General features: G+C 70.8%; 19 protein-coding genes and 1 pseudogene. 10 read left to right on the forward strand and 10 right to left on the reverse strand.

Annotation, left to right across the window (positions count from 1 at the left end; genetic code table 11):
• Window positions 1-69: 69 nt before the first annotated feature.
• The 7 genes and pseudogenes from OXS49_RS04590 to xseA all read left to right on the forward strand — a co-directional run bounded on the left by OXS49_RS04590 (window position 70) and on the right by xseA (window position 5,937).
• On the forward strand, window positions 70-333 hold the full coding sequence (locus OXS49_RS04590) for a hypothetical protein (RefSeq protein ID WP_243999332.1): 264 nt from the start codon (window positions 70-72) through the stop codon (window positions 331-333).
• 87 nt (window positions 334-420) lie between these two features.
• A complete protein-coding gene (locus OXS49_RS04595; protein WP_267422219.1) occupies window positions 421-678 on the forward strand; it encodes a hypothetical protein in 258 nt (85 codons plus the stop codon).
• 66 nt (window positions 679-744) lie between these two features.
• Complete coding sequence (locus OXS49_RS04600) at window positions 745-948, forward strand: Rmf/CrpP family protein (protein ID WP_267422229.1); 204 nt, start codon at window positions 745-747, stop codon at window positions 946-948.
• On the forward strand, window positions 948-2,267 hold the full coding sequence (locus tag OXS49_RS04605) for an MFS transporter (protein WP_267422230.1): 1,320 nt from the start codon (window positions 948-950) through the stop codon (window positions 2,265-2,267). Before OXS49_RS04600 ends, OXS49_RS04605 begins: the two co-directional genes overlap by 1 nt.
• 190 nt (window positions 2,268-2,457) lie before the next feature.
• On the forward strand, window positions 2,458-3,930 hold the full coding sequence (locus tag OXS49_RS04610; protein ID WP_267422232.1) for an MDR family MFS transporter: 1,473 nt from the start codon (window positions 2,458-2,460) through the stop codon (window positions 3,928-3,930).
• A gap of 49 nt (window positions 3,931-3,979) precedes the next feature.
• Window positions 3,980-4,129, forward strand: a pseudogene (locus OXS49_RS04615) (type II toxin-antitoxin system ParD family antitoxin); the annotation flags it as partial.
• 119 nt (window positions 4,130-4,248) lie between these two features.
• Entirely contained in the window at window positions 4,249-5,937 is a 1,689-nt protein-coding gene (xseA, locus tag OXS49_RS04620; RefSeq protein ID WP_267422284.1) for an exodeoxyribonuclease VII large subunit, read from the forward strand.
• A 435-nt stretch (window positions 5,938-6,372) separates the two neighbouring features.
• Here the strand turns inward: xseA and OXS49_RS04625 are convergent, their stop codons facing one another.
• A complete protein-coding gene (locus OXS49_RS04625; protein ID WP_267422234.1) occupies window positions 6,373-7,131 on the reverse strand; it encodes a GNAT family N-acetyltransferase in 759 nt (252 codons plus the stop codon).
• A 120-nt stretch (window positions 7,132-7,251) separates the two neighbouring features.
• Here OXS49_RS04625 and OXS49_RS04630 point away from each other — a divergent pair, with 120 nt between their 5' ends.
• Together OXS49_RS04630 and OXS49_RS04635 are read left to right on the forward strand one after the other, a co-directional pair.
• On the forward strand, window positions 7,252-8,676 hold the full coding sequence (locus OXS49_RS04630; protein ID WP_267422236.1) for an alpha/beta hydrolase: 1,425 nt from the start codon (window positions 7,252-7,254) through the stop codon (window positions 8,674-8,676).
• A complete protein-coding gene (locus OXS49_RS04635) occupies window positions 8,673-10,226 on the forward strand; it encodes a GMC family oxidoreductase (protein WP_267422238.1) in 1,554 nt (517 codons plus the stop codon). Before OXS49_RS04630 ends, OXS49_RS04635 begins: the two co-directional genes overlap by 4 nt.
• 65 nt (window positions 10,227-10,291) lie before the next feature.
• Here the strand turns inward: OXS49_RS04635 and OXS49_RS04640 are convergent, their stop codons facing one another.
• The 3 genes from OXS49_RS04640 to OXS49_RS04650 all read right to left on the reverse strand — a co-directional run bounded on the left by OXS49_RS04640 (window position 10,292) and on the right by OXS49_RS04650 (window position 13,463).
• Window positions 10,292-11,713, reverse strand: coding sequence for a methyl-accepting chemotaxis protein (locus OXS49_RS04640; RefSeq protein ID WP_267422240.1), 1,422 nt, complete (start codon window positions 11,711-11,713; stop codon window positions 10,292-10,294).
• Window positions 11,714-12,123: 410 nt separating this feature from the next.
• Window positions 12,124-12,840 (reverse strand): GNAT family protein, encoded by a 717-nt coding sequence (locus OXS49_RS04645; RefSeq protein ID WP_267422242.1) that lies wholly within the window; start codon window positions 12,838-12,840, stop codon window positions 12,124-12,126.
• The gene (locus OXS49_RS04650) at window positions 12,837-13,463 is read right to left on the reverse strand and encodes an FMN-binding negative transcriptional regulator (protein ID WP_267422244.1); all 627 of its coding nucleotides are present in this window, start codon (window positions 13,461-13,463) and stop codon (window positions 12,837-12,839) included. Before OXS49_RS04650 ends, OXS49_RS04645 begins: the two co-directional genes overlap by 4 nt.
• Window positions 13,464-13,575: 112 nt before the next feature.
• Between OXS49_RS04650 and OXS49_RS04655 the strand changes: the two genes are divergently transcribed.
• Window positions 13,576-15,057, forward strand: a complete 1,482-nt coding sequence (locus OXS49_RS04655) for a PLP-dependent aminotransferase family protein (protein WP_267422246.1) — start codon at window positions 13,576-13,578, stop codon at window positions 15,055-15,057.
• Window positions 15,058-15,069: 12 nt separating this feature from the next.
• Here the strand turns inward: OXS49_RS04655 and OXS49_RS04660 are convergent, their stop codons facing one another.
• The 6 genes from OXS49_RS04660 to OXS49_RS04685 all read right to left on the reverse strand — a co-directional run bounded on the left by OXS49_RS04660 (window position 15,070) and on the right by OXS49_RS04685 (window position 22,234).
• Entirely contained in the window at window positions 15,070-16,314 is a 1,245-nt protein-coding gene (locus tag OXS49_RS04660; RefSeq protein WP_267422248.1) for a hypothetical protein, read from the reverse strand.
• Window positions 16,315-16,384: 70 nt separating this feature from the next.
• Window positions 16,385-17,410 (reverse strand): ABC transporter ATP-binding protein, encoded by a 1,026-nt coding sequence (locus OXS49_RS04665; protein ID WP_267422250.1) that lies wholly within the window; start codon window positions 17,408-17,410, stop codon window positions 16,385-16,387.
• Window positions 17,411-17,418: 8 nt separating this feature from the next.
• A complete protein-coding gene (locus OXS49_RS04670) occupies window positions 17,419-18,474 on the reverse strand; it encodes an ABC transporter ATP-binding protein (protein ID WP_267422252.1) in 1,056 nt (351 codons plus the stop codon).
• 13 nt (window positions 18,475-18,487) lie between these two features.
• Window positions 18,488-19,417 (reverse strand): ABC transporter permease, encoded by a 930-nt coding sequence (locus tag OXS49_RS04675; RefSeq protein ID WP_243999364.1) that lies wholly within the window; start codon window positions 19,415-19,417, stop codon window positions 18,488-18,490.
• Window positions 19,418-19,430: 13 nt separating this feature from the next.
• The gene (locus OXS49_RS04680) at window positions 19,431-20,384 is read right to left on the reverse strand and encodes an ABC transporter permease (RefSeq protein ID WP_243999366.1); all 954 of its coding nucleotides are present in this window, start codon (window positions 20,382-20,384) and stop codon (window positions 19,431-19,433) included.
• A gap of 227 nt (window positions 20,385-20,611) precedes the next feature.
• A complete protein-coding gene (locus OXS49_RS04685) occupies window positions 20,612-22,234 on the reverse strand; it encodes an ABC transporter substrate-binding protein (RefSeq protein ID WP_267422256.1) in 1,623 nt (540 codons plus the stop codon).
• Window positions 22,235-22,642 lie beyond the last annotated feature (408 nt).

Raw genomic sequence — 22,642 nt, forward strand, 5'->3', positions numbered from 1 at the left:
GAGTGGCGATGCTGCGGCCAAGATTATTCTTGGCCTGCGCGGCAGGCGCAATGTGCGAGGAACCGGACCATGTCGCTGACCGGGCGCTTCTGGTTTCGAAAATCCTGGACGGGGCGGCTCGTGCTGCTGGTCGAGGAGGAGAAGCCCCGGTGGTTCGGCCGCGGCGCCGGCAAGCCGCGCTGGCGCAACGCCCGATTGCTCGATTTCGCGGAGCCCGAATTGCGCCCGCTGATGCTGATGGAGAAGCATCATCGCGCAAACTCCGGATCCGCACAGGTGCGCACCCTGCGGCCGGTCCCGGTGCCCGCGGAGATACGCTCGGTCAACGGCTGAGCCGCGGGTTTGCGTGCGCTGGCCGGGCCGGATCACCACGTGAGCGCAGGGCCCCGCCCGGGGCCCGTTCTCGGAGGTGACGGGATCATGCCGCGCTATTTCTTTCACACGCAGATCGGCGACGACCTGATCAGCGATCCGACCGGCGTCGAGCTGCGCGACCCGGACGCGGCCTGGGAAAAGGCACGCGACACGATCCGTGCGGCCCTGCGCGAGCGCGGGGACCAAGCCCGACTCCTGACCGCCTGCCTGATCGTCGCCGATGCGGCGGGCGACATCGTGTTGGAATTCCCGTTCAGCGAAGGCGTCGCGCTGCCGACAACGGACGATCCGATCCTGCACTGACAGCGGCGCGACGCGCTCAATCGCCCTACATCGCGGCGAACGCCAGAGAACAGGATCTGCGCCACGATGGACACACCCCCGAACGACCTCGACGCGCATGCGCTCGGCCAGGCCGCGCCCGCCAAGGGCCTCGCCCGGGAGGCCTGCCCCTACGCCGAGGGCACGCAGGCCCGAACGCTCTGGCTCGCCGGCTATGACGCGGCGCTGGCGGACGGCGCCGAGCCCGTCACGGGCGGCATCGCCGAGCATCCGATAAACGGAGGGCGGTGATGGACGCCCGGACCGGAGCCCTTCCCGGCGCGGCCGCGCACCCGGCCCTGGACCGCAAGTCGGTCGGCGCCGTGGTGCTGGGCAACGCGCTCGAATTCTACGATTTCACGGTCTACGCCTTCTTCGCCAAATCCATCGGCGCGGCGTTCTTCCCGGCGACCGATCCGACCCACAGCCTGCTCGCGTCGCTGGCCTTGTTCGGCATCGGCTACGTCATGCGGCCGATCGGCGGGGCCCTGATCGGCGCCTTCGCGGACCGCGCCGGGCGCAAGCCCGCGATGCTGATCACGATCGGGCTGATGGCGCTCGGCATGCTGATGCTCGCCGTCTGCCCGTCCTACGCGGCGATCGGCGGCTGGGCGCAGGTGATCGTCATCGCGGGGCGGCTGATCCAGGGCCTGGCGCTCGGCGGCGAAGTCGGCCCGTCCACCGCCTACCTGCTGGAGGCCGCGCCGCCGGACAGGCGCGGCTTCGTGACGAGCTGGCAGATCGCCAGCCAGGGCTGCGCCGCCCTGTTCGCCGGGATCGTGGCCACCACCCTGGCGCTCGTCGTCGGCGATCAGGCGATGAACGATTGGGGCTGGCGGCTGATGTTCGTGCTCGGCCTCGGCGTCGTGCCGGTCGGCCTCATCATCCGCAGCCACCTGCCGGAGACGGCGGGCGTCGAGGCGGATCCAAACGCCGCCGACTCGACCCTCGCGGTGGTCGGCCGGCTCCTGCGCGACCACGGCCGGCTGCTCGGCGTGACCTTCCTGGTGATCTCCGCCTCGACCGTCTCGAACGCGATCGGCACGAACATGCCGGTCTATGCCGGCGCGACGCTCGGCCTGAGCGAGACCGCCGCGACCGCGGTGCCGATCGCGCTGGGGCTCGCCTCGGTTGTGTTCCCGCTGCTGGGTGGCTGGTTGGCCGACCGGATCGGCCGGCGTCCCGTGATGATCTGGCCGCGGGCGCTGATCCTGATCCTGGCGGTCCCGGCCTTCACCTGGGTGGTGAAGGCGCCGAGCGCGGCCAGCGTCTACGCGGTGACGTTCCTGCTCTCGGCGCTCTCCTCCATCAACGCCGCCGCGGTGATCGTCGGCATCCCGGAGGCCCTGCCCCGGGCGGTGCGTAGCGCCGGCCTGTCGATCGTCTACGCGGTCTCGGTCTCGGTGTTCGGCGGCAGCACCAACTTCGTGGTGAACTGGCTGATCGCCACGACCGGGGAGCGGCTCGCGCCGGCTTACTACCTCGCGGCCTTCAGCCTCGTCGGGACGGTCGCAGCCTTCCTGATGCCGGAGACCCGCGGGCGCGACCTCGACGCGAACAGCGAGGCCTGACGGTCGCCTCCGCCGGCGGAACCCATGCCGGCGGAACCCATGCCGGCGGAACAGGGCTGCGGCCGGTCCATGCCCCCACGGCGGGCCGCACCTGCGGTCGATGTGCGCTCGCGCACGGACCTCGCCATGGCCGCCCAGTTGCCGCACGACGGCGCTGGGTTGCGGCTCACGCCCGGCCTAGATCGCTTTCATGCCGACACCCCCTGAGACGCACCGCCCGCTGGTCCTCGCCGCGGTGATGGCGGCGATGTTCATGATCGCCATCGAGGCGACGATCGTCTCGACCGCGATGCCGCAGATCGCCGGTCAGCTCGGGGATCTCCACCTCTATGCCTGGGTGTTCGCATCCTTCCTGCTGACCCAGACGGCCACCACGGTGGTGTTCGGCAAGCTGTCCGACCTCTTCGGGCGCCGGCCGGTCCTGCTGTTCGGCATCGCGGTGTTCCTCCTCGGCTCGCTGCTCTGCGGCCTCGCGTGGTCGATGCCCTCGCTGATCCTGTTCCGCCTCGTGCAGGGGATCGGCGCGGGGGCGATCCAGCCGGTGAGCCTGACGGTGGTCGGCGATCTCTATTCGGCGCGGGAGCGCGGCCGGGTCCAGGGCTATCTCGCCAGCGTCTGGGGCATCTCCTCGGTGGCCGGTCCGCTGGTCGGCGGGCTGATCATCGGCCATCTGAGCTGGCCCTGGATCTTCTGGATCAACCTGCCGATCGGTCTCATCGCGGCGGGCCTGTTCCTCCGGTACCTGCACGAGGGCGTCGAGCGCCGCAGCCGCCAGATCGACGTGATCGGCGCAGGCCTGTTCACCGCCGCCATCGCGGCGCTGATGATCGCGCTGACCCAGGCGGGCGAGTCGGCTGCGGCAGCGCTATGGCCGGGCATGGCCTTCGTGGTCGCCGCGCTCCTGTTCGTGCTGCAGGAGCGCCGCGCGCCCGACCCGATGCTCGACATCCGCCTGTGGATGCAGCGGCCGATCGCCACCGCCAACACCGCGACGCTCCTGTCCGGCATGACGGTGATCGGGCTCACAGCCTTCCTGCCGATGTACGTCCAGGGCGTGCTGCAGCAATCGCCGCTGATCGCCGGCCTGACCCTGACCCTGATGGTGCTGGGCTGGCCGATCGGCGCGACGACGGCGGCGCGCAGCTTCGTCCGCTTCGGCCTGCGCCCGATCCTGCTGGTCGGCGCGGTTCTGCTGCCGCTCGGGGCCACCGCGTTCGTGGCCCTGGGCCCGTCGACCTCGCCCGCCGTGGCGGCTGCGGGCTCGATCGTGATGGGGCTGGGCATGGGCTTCCTGTCCACGGCCGCCATCGTGATCATCCAGGACAGCGTCGCCTGGGCGCAGCGCGGGGCCGCCACCGCCTCGAACATTTTTGCGCGCAACCTTGGCTCGACGCTCGGCGCCACTGCGCTGGGCGCCGTCCTGAACTACCGGCTGGCGCACCCGACGAGCGGGGCCACGGTCAGTTCGGACGAACTCCGGCGCCTGCTCGACGATCCGTCGAGCCTCGGCGCCGGCGGCGAGGCGATCCGGGCCGGACTGCAGCATGCGCTCCACGGGACGTTCTGGACGGTCTTCGCCGTTGCCGTGCTGACCCTGCTCCTGTCGCTCCTCGTCCCGCCCGTGGCGATCTCGGAGGGGCCGCGCGAACTCGCGGTGGAGTAGGCGTCGATTCGAGAGGCCGCTGCGTTGGCGGCCGCCTCCGAGCGTTGTGCGCGACGCCGCCGTCGCGCGCTGGCTCCGGGACGAAGTCGCCGCGACCTACGACGCGGTGAAGGCACATCCCGAGCGCCTGATTTCGGCAGAGGACATGGCCGAGCGGATGCGCCAGCGTCACGAAGCACGGATGCGGGATGGCACGTGAGGCGGCGACGTATCGCCGACGCGCCCGCCGCGGGTGACGATCTCGACTGGATCGCCGCAATCGCGATGAAGTCGGAGAACCGGTTTCCCCTTCCGCGCCGCATGCATTAGCCTCCAATGATGCCCCTCGTTCCGCCCCCGCGCTCCGCCGCCCCGCCCGCGACGGACATCCCGCCGACCAGCGTGCTCACGGCCAACCAGCCCGAATGGACGGTGGGCGACCTCGCGGGCGCTCTGAAGCGCACCCTCGAGGATGCGTTCGGCCATGTGCGCCTGCGCGGCGAAATCTCCGGCTATCGCGGCCAGCACGGCTCGGGCCACGCCTACTTTTCCTTGAAGGACGGGCAGGCGCGCATCGACGCGGTCGTCTGGAAGGGCGTGTTCGGGCGCCTGCGCCAGCGGCCCCAGGAGGGGCTGGAGGTGATCGCCACCGGGCGCATCACCACCTTCGCGGGCAAATCGTCGTACCAGATCGTGGTCGAGAGCCTGGAGCCGGCCGGCCTCGGCGCCTGGATGGCCCTGCTGGAGGAGCGCAAGAAGCAGCTTGCCGCCGAGGGGCTGTTCGCGCCCGAGCACAAGCGGGCGATCCCCTACCTGCCGCGCGTCGTCGGCGTCGTCACCTCGCCCACCGGTGCGGTGATCCGGGACATCCTCCACCGGCTGGAGGATCGCTTCCCGCGTCCCGTCCTGGTCTGGCCGGTGCGGGTGCAGGGCGACGGCGCGGCCGAAGAGGTCGCCGCCGCGATCCGCGGCTTCAACGCCCTGAAGCCCGGCGGCCCGATCCCGCGCCCGGACGTGCTGATCGTCGCCCGCGGCGGCGGCTCGATCGAGGATCTCTGGGCCTTCAACGAGGAATGCGTGGTCCGCGCCGCTTTCGAGAGCGCGATCCCGCTGATCTCGGCGGTGGGTCACGAGACCGACACCACGCTGATCGACTACGTGTCCGATCGCCGCGCCCCGACCCCGACCGGGGCCGCCGAGATGGCGGTGCCGGTCCGGGCCGACCTGATCGCTACGGTGGCGGATCTCTCCGCCCGGGCACTCGGCGCGGTCGGGCGGCGGATCGAGCGCGACCGGGTCGACCTGCGGGCGCTGGGGCGGGCATTGCCCAGCGCCGATGCGCTGCTGGCGGCCAAGCGCCAGCGGCTCGACCTCGCCGAGGCCCGCCTCGCCCCGGCCCTGGCCGCGGGCGCAAGCCGGCACCGGGCGCGGCTCCAGCTCCTGCTCGACCGGATGGCGCGGCGTTCGCCCGATGTGGCGCTGGCCAATGCCCGCGCCCGGTTGGCGCGGATCGATCACCGGCCGCTCCACGCCCTGCAAAACGACGTGCAGCGCAAGGGCGAGGCGCTGGTCCAGCTCGGGCGCCGCCTCCTCGTGGCCCGCGACGCGAGCCTGGAGCGGGCCCGCGCCCTGCAGGCACGCCGCACCGACCGGCTGCTCGCCCTGTCCGACCGCTTGACCCAGGCCGGTGCGCGCGGGATCGAGCGGCGCCGTGATCGGCTGGAGGGTCTGGCCGGGCTCCTCGGCTCGCTCAGCTACCACGCCGTGCTCGAGCGGGGTTACGTGCTGGTCCGAGACGCCGCCGGCCTGCCGATGCGCCGCGCCGCCGAGGCCGCCGCCGCCACGCGCCTCAGTCTGCAGTTCTCGGACGGGACCGTCGCGGCCGTGCCGGATGTCGGGCAGGATCCGGATGGGGCGGCCAAGCGCCGGGCCAGCGCGCGACCGTCCCCGGCTTCTGCTCGCGCGGCTGAGCGGCGCAGCGCGAAGCCGGCCAGCCCGGTGCGGCAGGGCTCGCTGTTCGACGCCTGACAGGGTGGCGGGTTGAAGGATTGCATCGCTGCAATCCGCCTCGTTGTCACGTCGCCCCATTCGCGAAGACGGCAGCGTCCAGACCGGTGATTTAGATACGGCGCAATAAAGACTTTGGAGGCGCGCATATTCGCATTGCAACACTGTAAACGATGGTACGGCCACCGTCGCCGAATGAAGCGCGGGTCCCCTCTCCCGAGCGGGAGAGGGACAGGGTGAGGGTCGAGAACGTTCCGAACGAGGCGCGACCCATCGGCGCGTCGATCACGTGCTTTATCCTGAGCGTTCTCATCCCTCACCCCAACCCTCTCCCGCTCGGGAGAGGGGGCCGGTCGCGCTCGCCGATCCTGTTGACAGACGATGGTCGCGTATCGTGGCATCGCAATCGAGCATGGCTCCGGGCCTTTGTCGTGATGCTCTTCTTGCAGCGCCCGTTCAGTCCGGCTCCGGCCCGACCCGGTAATGGTAGCGGTATAACTCGCGCTCGAATCCGAGGCTGCGATACAGCGACCGCGCCGGGGTGTTCTCCGCAACGACCTGCAGACAGGCGGCGTCGGCCCCCTGGGCCCGGCTCCAGCGGAGCAACGCCCCAACGGCGCGCCGGGCATGGCCACGGCCGCGCAGGGGCGCGGGGGTCGCCACGGATTCGATCACCAGCAACCCGCGGTCGAGGACCCCGAAGGCGATCGCCCCGATCCCGCCCTCCGCGGCCGTGCTTGAGAAAACCCGCGGCAGCATCAGGGCCGCGACCGTGTCGCGAAACACCTGTGCGGCCGCGGCGTCGGCTTGGTTCACCGCGTCGCGAAGCGCCAACCAGTCTGCGCCGGGCGCCGTCGCGACGGTGACGGACGGGTCGAGCGCGTCCGGCACGCCGTCGAGGGGGCGGTACAGCGTGCAGGTCTCGTCCACGACCGCGTAGTCGCCGTGTGCGAGGGGCGGCTCCATCTGCGGCGCGATGGCCGGAACCCGGAAGATCGGGCGCTGGCCGAGGCTCCGGTAGAGCGCGCGGGCCGCCGCGATGGCGGGCTCGGGGGCGCCGCTTCCGCGCATCGGATTGACCGAGTTCTGCCGCTTCGACCGCCCGCCCGCTGCGCGCAGCAGATAGCCCTCCACCAGGATCTGGCGTGGGCTCGGCCAGGCGTTGAGGCAGGCTTCCTCCACGCGCCAGGCCAGGTCGAGATCGACGATCATCATGTCCTCCGGGGGCGGTGATCCCATGCCGCGGGAACGCGGACAACGGACGTGCGGCCAAGAGTTTTGCCGTGCGGCGTCGCGTCCGCTTGAAGCATTCCAGGCCCGCGCGATGTCTTCGCGATGTCCGAACCCGAATGCCTGTTCTGCCTGCACTTTCTCGGCGGGTCTGCCCAAAGTTGGGCGCGACTTGCCGAGGCGCTCGACGGCGTCGTGACGTGCGTGCCCATAGACTTTCCGGGCTTCGGGGCGGAAGCCGGCAAGACCGGGTTCTCGGTCGACGCAATGGCCGATCACGTGGCGGAGGCCATCCGCGCCCGCGCACCTGCTTCCTACGGGATCGCGGGGCACAGCATGGGCGCCAAGGTGGCGCTGGCCCTGGCGCGCCGCTCCGAGGACGGGGCGCCGGGGCTTGCCGGGCTCACCGACCTGATCCTGGTGTCCGGCTCGCCGCCGAGCCCCGAGCCGATCCCGGAGGAGCGCCGCGCCCGGATGCGGGCCTGGATCGACGCGGATCCCGAGACGCGGGCGCGGGAGGCCAGGGCCTTCGTGCGCGAGAATGTCGGGACCGCCCTGGATCGCGCGACCGAAGACGCGGCGGTGGCCGATGTGCTCCGGGCCGCCCCGGAAGCCTGGAAGGCCTGGCTCGAGTCCGGCGCCCGCGAGGATTGGGGCCGCCGCATCGGCGTTCTGCCCACGCCGGCCCTGATCCTGGCGGGTTCGGAAGATGCCGATCTCGGCGCGGACGCGCAGCAGGCGCTGATGGCGCCCCATCTCGCGCGGCATCGCCGCGTGACCGTCGCGGGCGTCGGCCATCTCCTGCCGCTGGAGCGCCCCGACCTCCTGGCCGGGTTGGTGCGCGAGCATTTCGCCACGCGGGCCGCGGCGCCGGTCGCCGGCCCGCCCGAGGTTCCGCCCGCCTACGCGGCGCTGATCGCCTCGGAGCGGGTCAACAGCCGCCTGCGCGAAGCGCTGAACACCCGCGCCGAGCCGGACGATCCCGCCTACCGGCCGGAGGCTGTCGACCCGGTGGAACTCGCGATCCTGCGCGCCGCCCTCGCCCGGGTCCTGCCCGAGCCCGGCCTCGACCTCGCCGCACGGATCGACCGCCGCCTCGCCTCCGGACAGGGCGACGGCTGGCGCTTCGCGGCCCTGCCCGCCGACCCGGACGCCTATCGGGCCGCGCTGCGGACCCTCGACGCCGCCGCACGCGCGGCTCACAGCCGCCCGTTCGTGGCCCTCGACACCGACAACCAAGAGGCGCTGCTGACGCTCTGCCAGCGGGGCGAACTGACGGTTCCGGACACGCTCGGCGGCCGGCTCGACGCCGACCGGATGCGCTTCTGGTTCGAGGACCTGCGCGGCGACGCGGCGCGGCTCTGGCTCGGCCATCCGGCGGCCCTGGCGCGGATCGGTTTCTCGGGGATCGGCGCCGGCGGCGACCGGCCGGATGCGATCGCCACGGACCTGCCCGGCTTCCACGCGGTCGGGCTCGACACGCCCGAAGCCTGGGAACCACGACCGTCACACGGGGAGACTGTACGATGAACTTCGCGGGGATGCGGACCTACCGCGAGGCTGACGTCGTCGATGCGGTGATCGTCGGCACCGGGGCGGGCGGCGCGCCGCTCCTCGCCCGCCTCGCCGCGGCGGGCCTGAAGGTCGTGGCCCTGGAGGCCGGACCGAACTTCACGCCGGAACGTTTCGCCTTCGACGAGACCCTGGCGGACGAGATCTACTGGACGGATGAGCGCCTCAGCGGCGGCTCCACGCCGGAGGCGTTCGGCGGCAACAACAGCGGCACCGGCGTCGGCGGCTCGACGCTGCACTGGGGCGCCTTCGTGCCCCGGGCCGATGCCCGCGACCTGCGGCTCCACACGGAGACCGGCGAGGGCGTCGACTGGCCCCTCGGCTACGACGACCTGCTGCCGTTTTATGAGCGCGTGGAGCGGTTCCTCGGCGTCTCGGGGGCGCAGAGCTATCCGTGGGATGCCGACCGGCGCTATCCCCTGCCCCCGGTGCCGCGCAACGGCCCCGCGCAGATCATGGCGCAGGCCTGCGAAGCCCGGGGCATCCGCTGGGCCGACGCGCCCGCGGCCGTGGTCTCCCGGGACTTCCAGTCGGAGGACGGACCCCGCCGCGGCGCCTGCATCAATTGCGGCTACTGCCACCAGGGCTGCCGCAACGGCGCCAAGGCCAGCATGGACGTCACCTACCTGCCGATGGCGCTGGCCCGCGGCGCGGAGATCCGGGCCGAGGCCTTCGTGCACGGCCTGGAGCGCGGCACGGACGGGCGCATCACCGCCGTGGTCTACCGGCAGGACGGCCAGGACCGGCGCCAGCGCTGCGCCACGGTCTTCCTCTGCGCCGGCGCCGTCGAGACGCCGCGGCTGCTGCTGCATTGCGGCCTCGCCAATTCGAGCGACCAGATCGGCCGGAACTACATGGGCCATGTGGCGACGCAAGTCTGGGGGACCTTCCCGCACGCGGTGCGGATGAACCGCGGCTATCCCTCGTCGCTCATCACCGAGGACTTCATCCGCGCGGGCTCGGATTTCGCCGGCGGCTACCTGATCCAGAGCCTCGGCGTGGTGCCGGTGACCTTCGGCAACGCTGTTGCGCGCGGGCGCGGTTTGTGGGGCAAGCCACTGCTCGACTATCTCGACCGCTACAACAATCTCGCCGGTATCGGCATCAACGGCGAGACCCTGCCCTGCGACGCCAACGTGCTGACGCTGGCGGACGAGACCGACGCGCGTGGGATGCGCAAGCCCCAGATCAGCTTCGGCTACGGCACCAACGAGAAAAGCCTCAACGCCCACGCCACGCGGGTCATGCGCGACCTGTGGGAACAAGCCGGCGCCGACGACATCTGGGTGCTGGAGCGCGTCGCCCACACGCTGGGCACCTGCCGGATGGGCCGCGACGGGTCGAGCGCCGTGGTCGACCCGCAGGGCCGCAGCTTCGACATCGACAATTTGTGGATCTGCGACGGCTCGACCTTCCCGAGTTCGCTAGCCGCCAACCCGGCGCTGACCATCATGGCGCTGAGCCTGCGCACCGCAGAGGCGTTTTTGGGCGGTGCAGGGCGGAGCTGAGGTCCGGCCTGCGCGGCGGTGGACCGGCGGCAGCGGGAAACGCCCGAGACGGGCGCCCCGTCGGTCTACGCGGACCGCACCGTCGCGAGGAAGCGAGCGACCTCAGCCGTGAGGTGTTCGGACTGGCGCGAGAGTTCGGAAGCGGCCCCGAGGACCTGGCTCGCCGCTGCCCCCGTCTCCTCGGCCGCATGCGCCACGCCCGCGACATTGCTCGTCACCGCGCCGGTGCCCTGCGCCGCCTGGGTGACGTTGCGCACGATCTCCTGGGTCGCCGATCCCTGTTGCTCCACCGCCGCGGCGATCGTGGTCGCCACGTCGCTGAGATCCTGGATCCGTGCGGTGATCGCTCCGATCGCCACCACTGCTTGGCCGGTCGAGGCCTGGATCCGCGTGATCTGCCCGGAGATCTCGTCGGTCGCCCTGGCGGTCTGCTCGGCGAGCGCCTTGTCCTCCGAAGCCACCACCGCGAATCCCCGGCCCGCCTCGCCGGCCCGCGCCGCCTCGATCGTGGCGTTGAGCGCAAGAAGGTTGATCTGGCTCGCGATCGAGGCGATCAGGCCGACCACGTCGCCGATGCGCGTGACCGCCCCGCTCAGCTCCTGCACCAGCGCGGTGGTCCGATCGGCCTCCGAAGCCGTTGCCGTCGCGAGTTCCGCGGAGCCCTGCACCTGCCGGCCGATCTCGTGAACCGAGGAGCCCAGTTCCTCGGCGGCGGCCGCCACGGTGCCGACGTTGCTGGCCGCCTCCTCGGCGGCGGCCGCGACCGTGGTCGACTGGTCGGCGGTCTGGGCTGCGGTGGCGCTCATGGTCTGGGCTGTGGCCTGCAACTCCGTAGCCGAGGCCGAGACGAGGCCGATGATGCCGCCGACCGCCCGCTCGAAGCCATCGGCCAGTTGCCGCATGACGGTCCTGCGCTGGTCCTCGGCGGCCAACCGTGCCTGAGCGGTCTCGGCCTCCAGGGCCCGGGTGCGGATCAGGTTGTCCTTGAACAGCTGCACGGCCGCCGCCATCGCGCCGATCTCGTCCCGGCGGTTCAAGCCCGGGATCCGGACGTCCAGATCGCCGGCGCCGAGCCTGGACATCGTCCCCTGCATGGCGCCGAGCGGCCGGACGACGCGGAACTGCGTGATCGCCAGGCCGCCCAGGACCACGAGCAATACCGCCCCGATGACGGCCGACATCGACGTCATGACCTGCCGCGCCCGCTCGACCGCGACTTCCGTCGCGGCCACGACCTGATCCATCGCACGCGTCGCGACGGTCAGCTCGGGATCGGCGAACCCGGCCGCCTGCAAACCGATCTCCCGCATCGTCGCATCGACTTCCAAGCGGATCTTGGCGAGCCGCTCGATAGCGGTCCGGGCCTCCCCGGTGCTCGCCTTGAGGCTGGAGAGGCTGTTGCTTCGCTCGAATCGAAGTGCCTGCAATGCGTTCAAGACAGCCTTGTCGGCGACGGCATCGCGCTTGGCGATCTCCGACGCGGTCACAACGTCCCAGGCATGCCACGCCCGCGCCGCGACATCGGCGATGAGCGCGAGGCCGAGGAACCCGACGACCGCAAAGAGAGACGTCCGGAGCGAAACATGGGGCCGCGCATGCTCTGTATTTTCTGTCGCCTACAGATCGATCTTCCAGAGGTATGCGAGCAAGGGCATGATTTTCCGCGCTCAGACTCGGAGTCTTCGAATATGACGACACGATTAACATCTTCGCCATGTGTCGTGAACCGGTCTGCATTGCGGTGCGCGCCGCTTTCCGCCGGAGCCGATTGGGTTTCTCTGTCTGTTACACTACGTTCCCAGGTCGGATCTACTTGCCTTGATCGAACGGGAGGCCGTTCGTTGCGCGTCCCAAGCAGCCTCAACGCGTCCGTCGTGGCTTCGCCGGAGGGGTCGCCTCAGCCCGCCGCTCCGCGCAGATCGGCGAGCGAGCGCTGCTGGCGGCCCTCCGCGTCGAAATTCGCGGGATCGAGCCACGCTTCAAAACCGGCACGGACCTTCGGCCAGTCCGCATCGGTGATCGAGAACCACGCGGTGTCGCGCGAGCGGCCCTTCACCACGGTGGCATTCCGGAAGATGCCCTCGAAGGTGAAGCCCAGGCGCAGGGCCGCCGCACGGGATGGGGCGTTGAGGCTGTCGCACTTCCACTCGTAGCGGCGGTAGCCGAGCGCGTCGAAGGCGCGGGTCATCATCAGAGCCATGGCCTCGGTCGAGGCTGGGGTACGCTGCAGGCCCGGCCCGAAATGCAGGTGCCCGACCTCGATCACGCCGTTGGCCGCGTCGATCCTGAGATACGAGGCGATGCCTAAGGGCTCGCCGCTCTCGCGGTCGAGGATCGCATGGAACAGCGGATCCCGGCTCGCCGCCCGGGCTTCGAGACGCTCGCGGAACGCTGCCTCGCTCTCGGGCATCGCGTCGGGGAGATAAGTCCACGTCCGCCGATCGGGCGCTGCGCTGTAGGCTGCGAACAGACCGGACGCGTGGGCCTCGGCGTCGAGGGGCACGACCCGGCAGGTGCGGCCCTCCATCGGCATCCGGGGCGGGTGCGGACGCGGCGTCCAGTCCGGCAAAGCCGGCCCGATCGGTTGGCCGAACTCGTCGACGCGCGCGCTCATGACCGGCTCCGCTCGGCGACCAGTTCGGCGAGTTCCGCCTCGCCCGCGGCCTGGAATCCTGCGATCACGCCGGCCCGGTCGGGCTCCGGCCTGTTCTGGCTCATCTTCCACTTCCCCTCGATACGCGTGATCGGGATCTCGACGCCGATCAGCGCCTGAACCTGCGCCGCCACGAACGCCTCCGGCGCGTCGGAGACCGCCCAGGGCTCGGCGCGCGACCCTTCCCGGAGCGCCGTGAGATCGGCGATCTGGCGCCGCAGCCATGCCGCATCCGCGATCACGCGTGGGCGGCCCCAGGCATGGACGGTGGCGTAGTTCCAGGTCGGGACGACGCGGCCATGAACCCGCTTGCTCGCGTACCAGCTCGGGGTGACGTAGCCCTGAGGCCCCTGGAACACCACGAGGCATTCGGCGACCGCAGCCAGATCCACGCCCTGCGGGTTGGCGCGCGCGAGATGCGCACGCAGGATCCCGTGCGCGCCGCCTTCGTCGAGGAGGAACGGGATCGGGTTGGCGGTCAGGCCCCCCGGCCCGGCGGTGATCAGGAGGCCGAGCGGATAGGCGCGGATCAGCGCCTGCTGGGCCTCCCGAGCATCGTCCCTGAAATGTGGCGGCTGGTACACGGGCCTCGTCCTGTCGGATCACACAGACGCGTCGTTTGCCCGGGGTGCTTGACGGTTTGGTGGACCAGAGGAAAGGTCCAATTCCTGAAATGCGACTGGACCACGTGCCGGGATGTCCAGAGCCCCGCTTCCGCTGCCCGTCAGCCTCGACCCCGCGAACCCGCTGCCGCTCCACGCGCAGCTTCGGGAGGCGTTGCGTCGGGCGATCCTCGACCGCCGGCTGCCGCGCGGGGCCCGGCTTCCGGCCTCGCGCGTGCTGGCCGCCGATCTCGCCTGCGCCCGCGGCACGGTGGTGCTCGCCCTCGAACAGCTCGTCGCCGAAGGCTACCTGACGGCCCGCCCCGGCTCGGCCACGCGCGTCGCCGCGACCCTGCCGGACGATTCGGTGCCGTCTGCGGTCCGACCCGTGGGCGCGTCGGTCGCACCGGTGCCCAACCTGTCGCGCCGGGGTGCCGGCCTCACCGCGACGCCGCGGCAGCGGTACATGGCGGGATCCACCGCGCCCGACGCCTTCGCGTTGGGCCGTCCGGCACCCGATGCCTTCCCGTACGCGGTCTGGGCGCGCCTGCTCCAGGCCGAATGGCGCCATGGACCGGCCGAGCCGCCGGATCCCCGCGGCTCGCCGGCGTTGCGCGGCGCCATCGCGGCCTATCTGGCGCAGGCACGGGGCGTCGTCTGCGTGGCCGACGACGTGATCGTCACGGCCGGTATCCGGCAGAGCCTGCGGCTGCTCGCGGAGCTGCTGCTCGACCCCGGGGAGACCGCCCTGGTGGAGGAGCCGGGATTTCCCGGGATTGCCCAGGCGCTCGCCAGCGCGGGCCTGCGGCCGGTGCCGATCCCGGTCGGATCGGGCGGGTTGTCCGCATCCCGCGCGGCCCTCCTGGCGCCCGGCGCGCGGCTCGCCGTGGTGACGCCGGCCCACCATTACCCCCTCGGCCACACGATGAGCCTGGAGAACCGCCTCGACCTCCTGGCCTGGGCGGATTCGGTCTCGGGCTGGATCGTCGAGGACGATTACGACGGCGCCTACCGGTATGCCGGCCGTCCGCTCGCGCCGTTGCGCGCCCTCGATCGGTCGGGCCGGGTCATCTACGTGGGCAGCTTCTCCAAGCTCCTGCTGCCGGCCCTCGGCCTGAGCTACCTCGTCCTTCCCCGGGGGCTGGTGACCCCGGTGAATCAGGCGCTCGCCGAGATCGGCCCCGCCCCGCCCGGGATCGGCCAGTGGGCGCTCGCGCGCTTCATCGAGGACGGGCACCTCGCCGGCCATCTGCGCCGGACCCGCCGCCTCTACGCCTTGCGCCAGGAGGCCCTGGTGGAGGCCGCCGCGACATTCGCCGCGGACGTGATCGCGGTCGACCCGATGGAGGGCGGGATGCACCTCATCGCGCGGCCGGGGCCGGTCTGGGCGCCAAGCCTCACCGATGCCGCCGCGGCGGCAGCCCTCGGCCGGGCCGGGATCTCCGCGGTGGCGCTCTCGGCCTATCACGCGGGGGTGCCGGAGTCCGGGCTGCTGCTCGGCTACGCCGCCGTGCCCGACCGGGCGATCGCGCCGGCGGTGCGGCGCCTGGCGGAGACGCTGCGCCAGATGCTGTGAGATGGAGCCCGTTCAGGACACGATCGCGCCGGTTTCGGCGAACCGGGCCAGCCGCGCGACGAGGGGCGCGACCATCACGCGATCCAGCTGCCGCAGCAGACCGCTCCGCGCATGCGCGACGTTCGCCTCGGTCTGCTCCCGCGCCCGGCGGTGCCAGGCCGGGCGGTCCGCCTTGCAGTCTGTCCAGGCCCGCTCGATCGCGCGAAACACCTGCGGCAGGCGTTCGATCGGGTCGCTGATCGGGTCGTAGCCGTGGTCGATCAGGTCTTCGAAGGTGTGGAAGCCCAGTTCGGAGAGCCGCGCCACGGCGCGCGGGGCGCCGACCATCACGAAGGGCAGACCGGTCGCGGCGGCCTTCAGGGATTTCTCGGTGATCCGCTCCACGCCCGGTTCGAAGAAGTCGGTCTCCGAGATCACCGTCAGGTCGCAATCGGCGTAGGCGCGCGTGTCCAGGGTCATCACCATGTCGGTGCCCCGGTCGGCGTCGATCCGCTGGGCCCGGCGGGGGATCCAGGTCGCCATATCGGCCAGCAGCGGGCCGAAGGCGGCCTCGATCTCCGGCGGCCTGTGAAACACGTCGATGCCGCCCGCCTTCGGGTTGTCGGTGCCGATGCCGTGGAAGGAGATCACACCGTCGCGGTCCAGGCCGTTGAGCTGGAACCAGCGGTAGAGCAGCACCCGGTGCCAGCGCAGGGCCGCGTTCTGGCACAGGAAGCGCGCCGGACCCGCGCCCCGCGCGAACGGTGCATAGCTGGTGCGATCGAGCGGGTGCTGCGGGAAGAGGCGCGGGCCCGCTTCCGCGTCGAGCCAGAGGGCGACCTGGAGCGGGAAGAACTCGAACGTCCAGAAGCGCAGGCCCTCGCCGTAAAGCCGCTCGTAATCCAGCCGCAACAGGTGGTTCTGGGACACGAGCACGACCCCGTCGCGGGGGATGCCGAGGCCGTCGAGGTTGCGGTGGAGCGCCTCGAAGGTCGGGGCGTGCAGGCCCGGGCCCTCGTTCGAGAGATCGAGCAGCAGCGCCGCGCGCCCGGTGCGCAGAGTCTCGACATCGCCGGGGGTGAGGAGATCGAGCCGCCCGTTGGCCTCGGGGAAACCCAGGCGGACGAAATCGAGCACCGGCAGGCAGAGGACGTGGCGCGCCGCGCCCGGATCGACTGTCACGGTGATCGGCTTGCCCATCCAGCCGAGCGCGGCCGGCAGGAAATGGCCGGCCTCGCCCCGGGGAACGAGCAGGATCTCGGAGGAGGATTGGCTCATCGGCACGCCCGGACGGCCCACAACCGGGCCGCGCGAAGCCGGATAAAGACTCCGCGCGCAGGCGTCGAGGTCAGGCCGGGACCGGCTCCGCGGCGCGCACCGGAGTCGGCCCGGCGCGGTAGGCGGCCGAGGCTTCCGCGGTGCGCCAGCAGGCGACGTCGTGGCCGGCGGCGATCGCGGCGACCGGCGGCATCTCCCGGCGGCAGCGCTCCTCCGCCAGGAAGCAGCGCGGCGCGAAGGGACAGCCCGGCGGCCGGTTCGCGAGATCCGGCGGGCTGCCCGGGATGGTCTCCAACCGGGAGCCCTTGGCGAGCGCTCCTTCCGCGCGGCTGCGCAGGAGGCCGATCGTGTAGGGGTGGTGCGGGTTCAGCACCACCTGATGGGCGGTGCCGGTCTCGACGATCTTGCCCGCGTACATCACGGCGATCCGGTCGGCGACCTCGACCGCCGCGCCGAGATCGTGCGTGACGATCACGATCGACAGGCCGAGATCGCGCTGGAGTTCGCGGAGCAGCAGCAGCACCTGGATCTGCACCGTGGCGTCGAGCGCCGTGGTGGGCTCGTCGGCCAGCAGCACCTGCGGGTGGCAGGACAGCGCCAGCGCGATCATGGCCCGCTGGCGCATGCCGCCCGACATCTCGTGCGGGTAGTTGTCGAGCCGCCGCTCCGGGCTCGGGATCCGGACGCGCTCGAACAGGGCCAGCGCCCGCTTGCGGGCCTCGTCCTTGGAGATCGTCTCGTGCCGCCGGATCGCCTCGGTGATCTGCTGGCCGACCGTATAGACCGGGTCGAAGGCGAGCAGAGGCTCCTGGAAGATCATCGAGACGTCGCCGCCGCGGAAATCGGCGAGCTGGCGCTTGGTCAGCGCCTGCACGTCCTTGCCGGCGGCCAGGATCCCGCCCTCGATCCGGCTGCGCCCCTCCGGGAACAGGCGCAGGATCGCCCGCAGGGTCACACTCTTGCCGGAGCCGGATTCGCCGATGAGCGCCAGGGCCTGACCGCGCTCGACGGTCAGGTCGACGCCGTCGACGACCTGAACCTTGCCGAAGGCGACGCGCAGGTCCTTGAGTGCGACGGCGGGTTCTGGAGAGGACATCGGCGTGCTCATGCGGCCAGCGCCGCGGCGGGTGCCGCGGAATGGCCGGACCCGGGCTGTCGGGCGAGGCAGGCGACGCGGTGCAGCGGCCGGATCGGATCGAGCGGCGGTTCGGTCTCGGCGCAGACGCCCTCGGCCAGGGCGCAGCGGGGATGGAAGCGGCAGCCCGAGGGCGGGTCGATCGGATTCGGCGGGTCGCCGGCCAGCAGCGCCGCCTGCGTGCGGTTGTCGGGGTCGAGCGAGGGCATCGAGGCGAGCAGTGCCTCGGTGTAGGGATGGGCCGGGGCGTCGAGTACGGTGTCGGACGGGCCGATCTCGGAGACCCGGCCGAGATACATCACCATCACCCGGTCGGAGATGAAGCGCACCACGTTCAGATCGTGGCTGATGAAGATGTAGGTCAGGCCGAACTCGGCCTTCAGGTCGAGGAGCAGGTTCAGCACCTGCGCCTCCACCGATTTGTCGAGCGCCGAGACCGCCTCGTCGAGGAGCACCAGTCGCGGCTCCAGGGCGAGCGAGCGGGCGATGTTGACCCGCTGGCGCTGGCCGCCCGAGATCTCGTGCGGATAGCGCCCGGCGAAGCGCTTGGGCTCCAGGCCGACCCGGGCCAGCAGCGCGCGGGCGCGCTCCACCGCTTCGCGCCCCGGCACGCCGTTGACCTTGGGGCCGAACGCGATCGACTGCTCCACTGTCATGCGCGGGTTGAGCGACGCGTAGCTGTCCTGGAACACCATCTGGACCTGGCGGCGATAGGCCCGCCACGGCATGGCGCGCTCGCCGATCGCCTGGCCGTCGTACAGCATCGTGCCGGAATCGCGCTCGATCAGGCCCATCAGCAGTTTGGCGGTGGTGGACTTGCCGCAGCCGGACTCGCCGACGATGCCGAGCGTCTCGCCCTTCAGGACGTCGAAATCGACACCGTCGACGGCGCGGACCACCTGTTTCTTGCCGCCGGCCTTGCGGACCGGGAAGTGCTTGATCAGCCCCGAGACCGACAGGAGCGGCTGGGCGGGTCCGCCGCGGTCGCGGGCGAACGGATCGGCGGCGTCCGGGATGACGCTCACTGGCGAATCCCCGTCATTGGCGGATTTCCATGGCGGCGCGCAGGCCGTCCGAGAACAGGTTGAAGGCGATCGAGACGACGAAGATGCACACGCCCGGCAGGGCGGCGACGACCGGATTGACGTAGATCGCGGTGCGCAGGGTGTTGAGCATCAGGCCCCATTCGGGCTCCGGCGGGCGCACGCCGAGGCCGAGGAACGACAGGCCCGAGGCCAGGATCATCGAGACCGAGATCAGGCTCGTGGAATAGACGAAGATCGGGCCGACGACGTTGCCCAGCACCTGCACGCGCATGATCGTCAGCGCCGAGGCTCCCGAGAGCTTGGCGGCGTCGATGTAGTCGCGCCTGCGGATGCCGGTGGTGACGCTCTCGGCCACCCGGGCGATCTGGGGCACGAACACGCAGGTCAGCGAGACGATCGAGTTGAAGATGCCCGCGCCGAGCGCACCGGAAAGAGCGATCGCCAGCAAGACCGAGGGAAACGCGAAGAACACGTCGATGGTGCGCATCAGGATCGTGTTGGTCCAGCCGCCGACGTAGCCGGCCAGGATCCCGAGGCCGGAGCCGATCACGAAGGCGATCAGCACGGGGGTGACGCCGATGAACAGCGACAGCCGCGAGCCCAGCATCAGCCGGCTGATCATGTCGCGGCCGAGCTCGTCGGAGCCCAGCCAGTAGGTCGCGTCGCCGACATGCTTCAAACGGCGGATCATGGAGCCCTTGTAGGGATCCATCGGGGTGATCCAGGGCGACAGGATCGCGATGAGGACCACGAGAAGGATCACGGCGCCGGCGCCCATGGCGACGGGGTCGCGCACCAGCCGGTGCCCGACATGGCCCCAGAACCCGCGCGACGGCGCGAAGGCGGCCTCCGGGGCGATGTCGTCGACGGCGAGCACGCCGCCATCGAGGGCCAGTGAGGCGGCGGTGACGGGCGCGGTCATCATGGCCTCCGGGTCAGGCGCGCTCGATGCGCGGGTCGAGGGCGGTCTGCATCACGTCCACCAGCAGGTTGAGCAGCACGAAGAACATCGCCAGCACGAGGATCGAACCCTGCAGCAGGGGCAGGTCGCGCTGGAAGATCGCGGCGTTGAGCAGGAATCCTGTGCCCGGCCATGCGAACACGGTCTCGACCAGGATCGAGCCGCCGAGCAGGTAGCCGAGCTGCAGGCCCATGATGGCGAGCGCGGTCGGAGCGGCGTTGCGCACGACGTGCTTGAACACGCCGCGCTCGTCCATGCCCTTGGCGCGCAGGGCCTCGACGAAATCCTGGGACAGGATGTCGGCCACCAGCGCCCGGACCGTGCGGGCGATGATGCCCATCGGGATCACCGACATGGTGATCGCGGGCAGGAGCAGGTAGCGCAGGTGGTCGAAATCCGGCCGCCAGTTGCCCGAGCCGTCGGGCCCGGCGCCGGTCGGCGGCAGCCAGCCCAGCGTCGCCGAGAACACGATCACCAGCACCATGCCGAGCCAGTAATGCGGCACGCTCACGCCGAAGACCGAGAGCGCGGAGGCCGCCCGGTCGGCGAGCGAGTTGCGGTGATAGCCCGCCACGAAGCCGAACAGCGTGCCGAAGGTGAAGCCGATCACGGTCGCCACGGAGGCGAGGATCAGGGAGTTGACCACCGCGCGGCTGACCTCGCCCAGCACCGGTCGGCCGGTGGCGATCGAGATGCCGAGATCGCCGTGCAGCACGTGCCAGAGCCAGATCGCGTACTGGACCGGCAGCGGCTTATCGAACCCGTAGGCGGCGCGCATCTCGTCGATGGTCGCCTGGGTGGCGTCGGCCGGCAGGATCGCGCTCAGCGGATCGCCCGGCGCGAGATGGACGAGCAGGAAGCACACGATGCTGACACCGAACGCCACGGGTGTGGCGGAGACCAGTCGTTTGAGGGTGTAGAGCAGCATTGTTTGCCTTTTGGCCGCTAGATCTATCGTCGCCGCCGAACCTCCCTCCCCCCTCTGCGGGGGAGGGTGGCCCCCGAAGGGGGTCGGGAGAGGGGAACCCGGCTTCAGGAATAGCCGTGACCTTCATGAAGGCCGGGGCCTCATCCTGCACCGTCGCTCCCCTCTCCCGCCTCGCTCCGCTCGGCACCCTCCCCCGCAGAGGGGGGAGGGAGACGGTGGCGCTGGTGCTACCGCCCCGCCGTCGCGATGGTGATCTTCGAAAAGTCCTGGAACCAGTTCTGCGCCTGAACGAAGCCCTTCACCTTGGGGCTCATCGCCCGCGGATTGACGTCGTGCGTGATCATGATGAACAGCGCGTCGTCAACGTACTTCTCGTGAATCTTCTCCAGGACCTTGGTCTGCTCGGCCTTGTCGAAGGTGTTGCGGACCTGATCGAACAGCTTGTCCATCGCGGGGTCGCAATAATAACCCCAGTTTGTGCCGTTCGGCGGAGCGAAATTGCACTGCAGATGGCGGATAAAGCCGGTGAACGGATCCTGGATGAAGTACGAATAGTTGATCGCCGAGACGCCGCGGGAGATCTCGGCCTTGGCGCCGGCCCGCCAGATGTTGATCAGCGTGTTCCACTCGACCACCTCGTAATCGACCTGGATGCCCACGTCGGCGAGGTTCTGCTGGATGAACTCGTTCATCGGCAGCGGCTGCATCTGGCCCGAGCCCGAGGCCGAGATCGCGACCTTCAGCTTCAGCGGCTTGGCGGGGCTGTAGCCGGCTTCCGCGAGCAGCTTCTTGGCGGCCTCCGGATCGTACTTCACGTCGAAGGTCGGATGGCCGAACCACTGGTGGCCGGGCGGCATGAAGCCCTTAGCGGGGATGGCGAGGCCGCCGAGCAATTCCTTGAGCCCATCACGGTCGATGGCGAGGTTGGCGGCCTTGCGCACCCGGATGTCGTTCCAGGGCGAGCCCTCGATGCGCGACAGGTGCCACGTCCAGTTGTGCGGATAGGCGTTGGTGACGATGGTGAAGCCGGCGCCCTTGAGCGAGGCCACGGAATCCGGCGCGGGCGCCTCGATCCAGTCGACCTGGCCGGAGCGGAGCGCCGCGGTCCGGGCATTGGCCTCGGGCAGCGGGATCAGCACCAGCTTGTCGAGCTTCGGCACCCGGTCCTTGTCCCAGTACTCCTTGAACGGAACCATCTCGGCGCGCTCGCGCGGGGCGAACAGGGTCAGCTTCCACGGGCCGGTGCCCGAGGGCTGCTTGGCGAAGGCGTCCCAGGACTTGCCCAGCTTCTCCCACTGGGCAGGCGACGACATCATGATCCAGGCGATCTGGTAAGGCAGCGTCGCGTCCGGCGCCTTGGTGGTGATCTCCACCGTCAACGGATCGACCACGCGGTAGCTTGCCACGGCCGGGATGCGTGTCTTGCCCTGCGCCGACTGGCGGGGGTCATATTGCGGCGCGTCGGCCTTCAGGAGCTTGTCGAGGTTCCACACCACCGCGTCGGCGGTGAAGTCGGACCCGTCGTGGAATTTCACGCCGGGCCGGAGCTTGAAGGTCCACTTGGTCTTGTCGGCGGGATCGACGGCCCAGCTGGTGGCCAGCCCGGGCACGAGGTCGGAGGCGAGTTCCGCGCTCGACAGGTCCCAATTGATCAGCCCGTCATAGACCGTATAGCCGAGGAAGCGCATGCCCTCGCCGCCGTTGTCGGTCTGCCCTGTGGTCAGCGGGATGTCGGAGGCGGTCATGCCGATCCGCAGCGTCCCCTGCGCGAGGGCAGCGGTGCTCGCGGAGAGCGCCAGGGCGCCGGCCAGCGCCGCACGGGCGCCGAGTTTTCTCAGACGGGACAGCATCTTGGATCGGGTACTCGCGTCGGTCCGGGCCAGGACGGCCGGGAATACACTCGACCGTATGCAAGCCCGCGGCCACTCGCCCCGGGGAGCTGGAACGGTGACTGATTGCGTTGCCCATGGTGCACGACAGAACCCCGCGGCTGGGTCACGAGCGATCCCACCCAATCCCCCTCATCCTAAGGTGCGCGTGCAGCGATCCGCGAAGGAGGCCTCCAGCCAGCCGCGCGATCCCTGGAAGCCTCCTTCGGTGCCTGCGCTGCGCTCCGGCACCTCAGGATGAGGGGGATTGGGTGGGATGGACGGAAGGCTTACGGTCTCCCGTCGTGTCGTGCGCGCGTTGTATTGATGCGCAGCACCAAACCCTTATTTTCAAAACGCGCTCGTGCTCCGAACCGGTGTTCACTTCGG

It is taken from the genome of Methylobacterium sp. GC_Met_2 (genome assembly GCF_026540795.1).
GTDB lineage: Bacteria > Pseudomonadota > Alphaproteobacteria > Rhizobiales > Beijerinckiaceae > Methylobacterium.

What these genes read in the sequence shown, in the direction of transcription:
- OXS49_RS04590 (WP_243999332.1), top strand. Translation starts at nt 70, where the DNA reads ATGTCGCTGACCGGGCGCTTCTGGTTTCGAAAATCCTGGACGGGGCGG.
- OXS49_RS04595 (WP_267422219.1), top strand. Translation starts at nt 421, where the DNA reads ATGCCGCGCTATTTCTTTCACACGCAGATCGGCGACGACCTGATCAGC.
- OXS49_RS04600 (WP_267422229.1), top strand. Translation starts at nt 745, where the DNA reads ATGGACACACCCCCGAACGACCTCGACGCGCATGCGCTCGGCCAGGCC.
- OXS49_RS04605 (WP_267422230.1), top strand. Translation starts at nt 948, where the DNA reads ATGGACGCCCGGACCGGAGCCCTTCCCGGCGCGGCCGCGCACCCGGCC.
- OXS49_RS04610 (WP_267422232.1), top strand. Translation starts at nt 2,458, where the DNA reads ATGCCGACACCCCCTGAGACGCACCGCCCGCTGGTCCTCGCCGCGGTG.
- xseA (WP_267422284.1), top strand. Translation starts at nt 4,249, where the DNA reads ATGCCCCTCGTTCCGCCCCCGCGCTCCGCCGCCCCGCCCGCGACGGAC.
- OXS49_RS04625 (WP_267422234.1), bottom strand. Translation starts at nt 7,131, where the DNA reads ATGATGATCGTCGATCTCGACCTGGCCTGGCGCGTGGAGGAAGCCTGC.
- OXS49_RS04630 (WP_267422236.1), top strand. Translation starts at nt 7,252, where the DNA reads ATGTCCGAACCCGAATGCCTGTTCTGCCTGCACTTTCTCGGCGGGTCT.
- OXS49_RS04635 (WP_267422238.1), top strand. Translation starts at nt 8,673, where the DNA reads ATGAACTTCGCGGGGATGCGGACCTACCGCGAGGCTGACGTCGTCGAT.
- OXS49_RS04645 (WP_267422242.1), bottom strand. Translation starts at nt 12,840, where the DNA reads ATGAGCGCGCGCGTCGACGAGTTCGGCCAACCGATCGGGCCGGCTTTG.
- OXS49_RS04655 (WP_267422246.1), top strand. Translation starts at nt 13,576, where the DNA reads ATGTCCAGAGCCCCGCTTCCGCTGCCCGTCAGCCTCGACCCCGCGAAC.
- OXS49_RS04660 (WP_267422248.1), bottom strand. Translation starts at nt 16,314, where the DNA reads ATGAGCCAATCCTCCTCCGAGATCCTGCTCGTTCCCCGGGGCGAGGCC.
- OXS49_RS04665 (WP_267422250.1), bottom strand. Translation starts at nt 17,410, where the DNA reads ATGTCCTCTCCAGAACCCGCCGTCGCACTCAAGGACCTGCGCGTCGCC.
- OXS49_RS04675 (WP_243999364.1), bottom strand. Translation starts at nt 19,417, where the DNA reads ATGACCGCGCCCGTCACCGCCGCCTCACTGGCCCTCGATGGCGGCGTG.
- OXS49_RS04680 (WP_243999366.1), bottom strand. Translation starts at nt 20,384, where the DNA reads ATGCTGCTCTACACCCTCAAACGACTGGTCTCCGCCACACCCGTGGCG.
- OXS49_RS04685 (WP_267422256.1), bottom strand. Translation starts at nt 22,234, where the DNA reads ATGCTGTCCCGTCTGAGAAAACTCGGCGCCCGTGCGGCGCTGGCCGGC.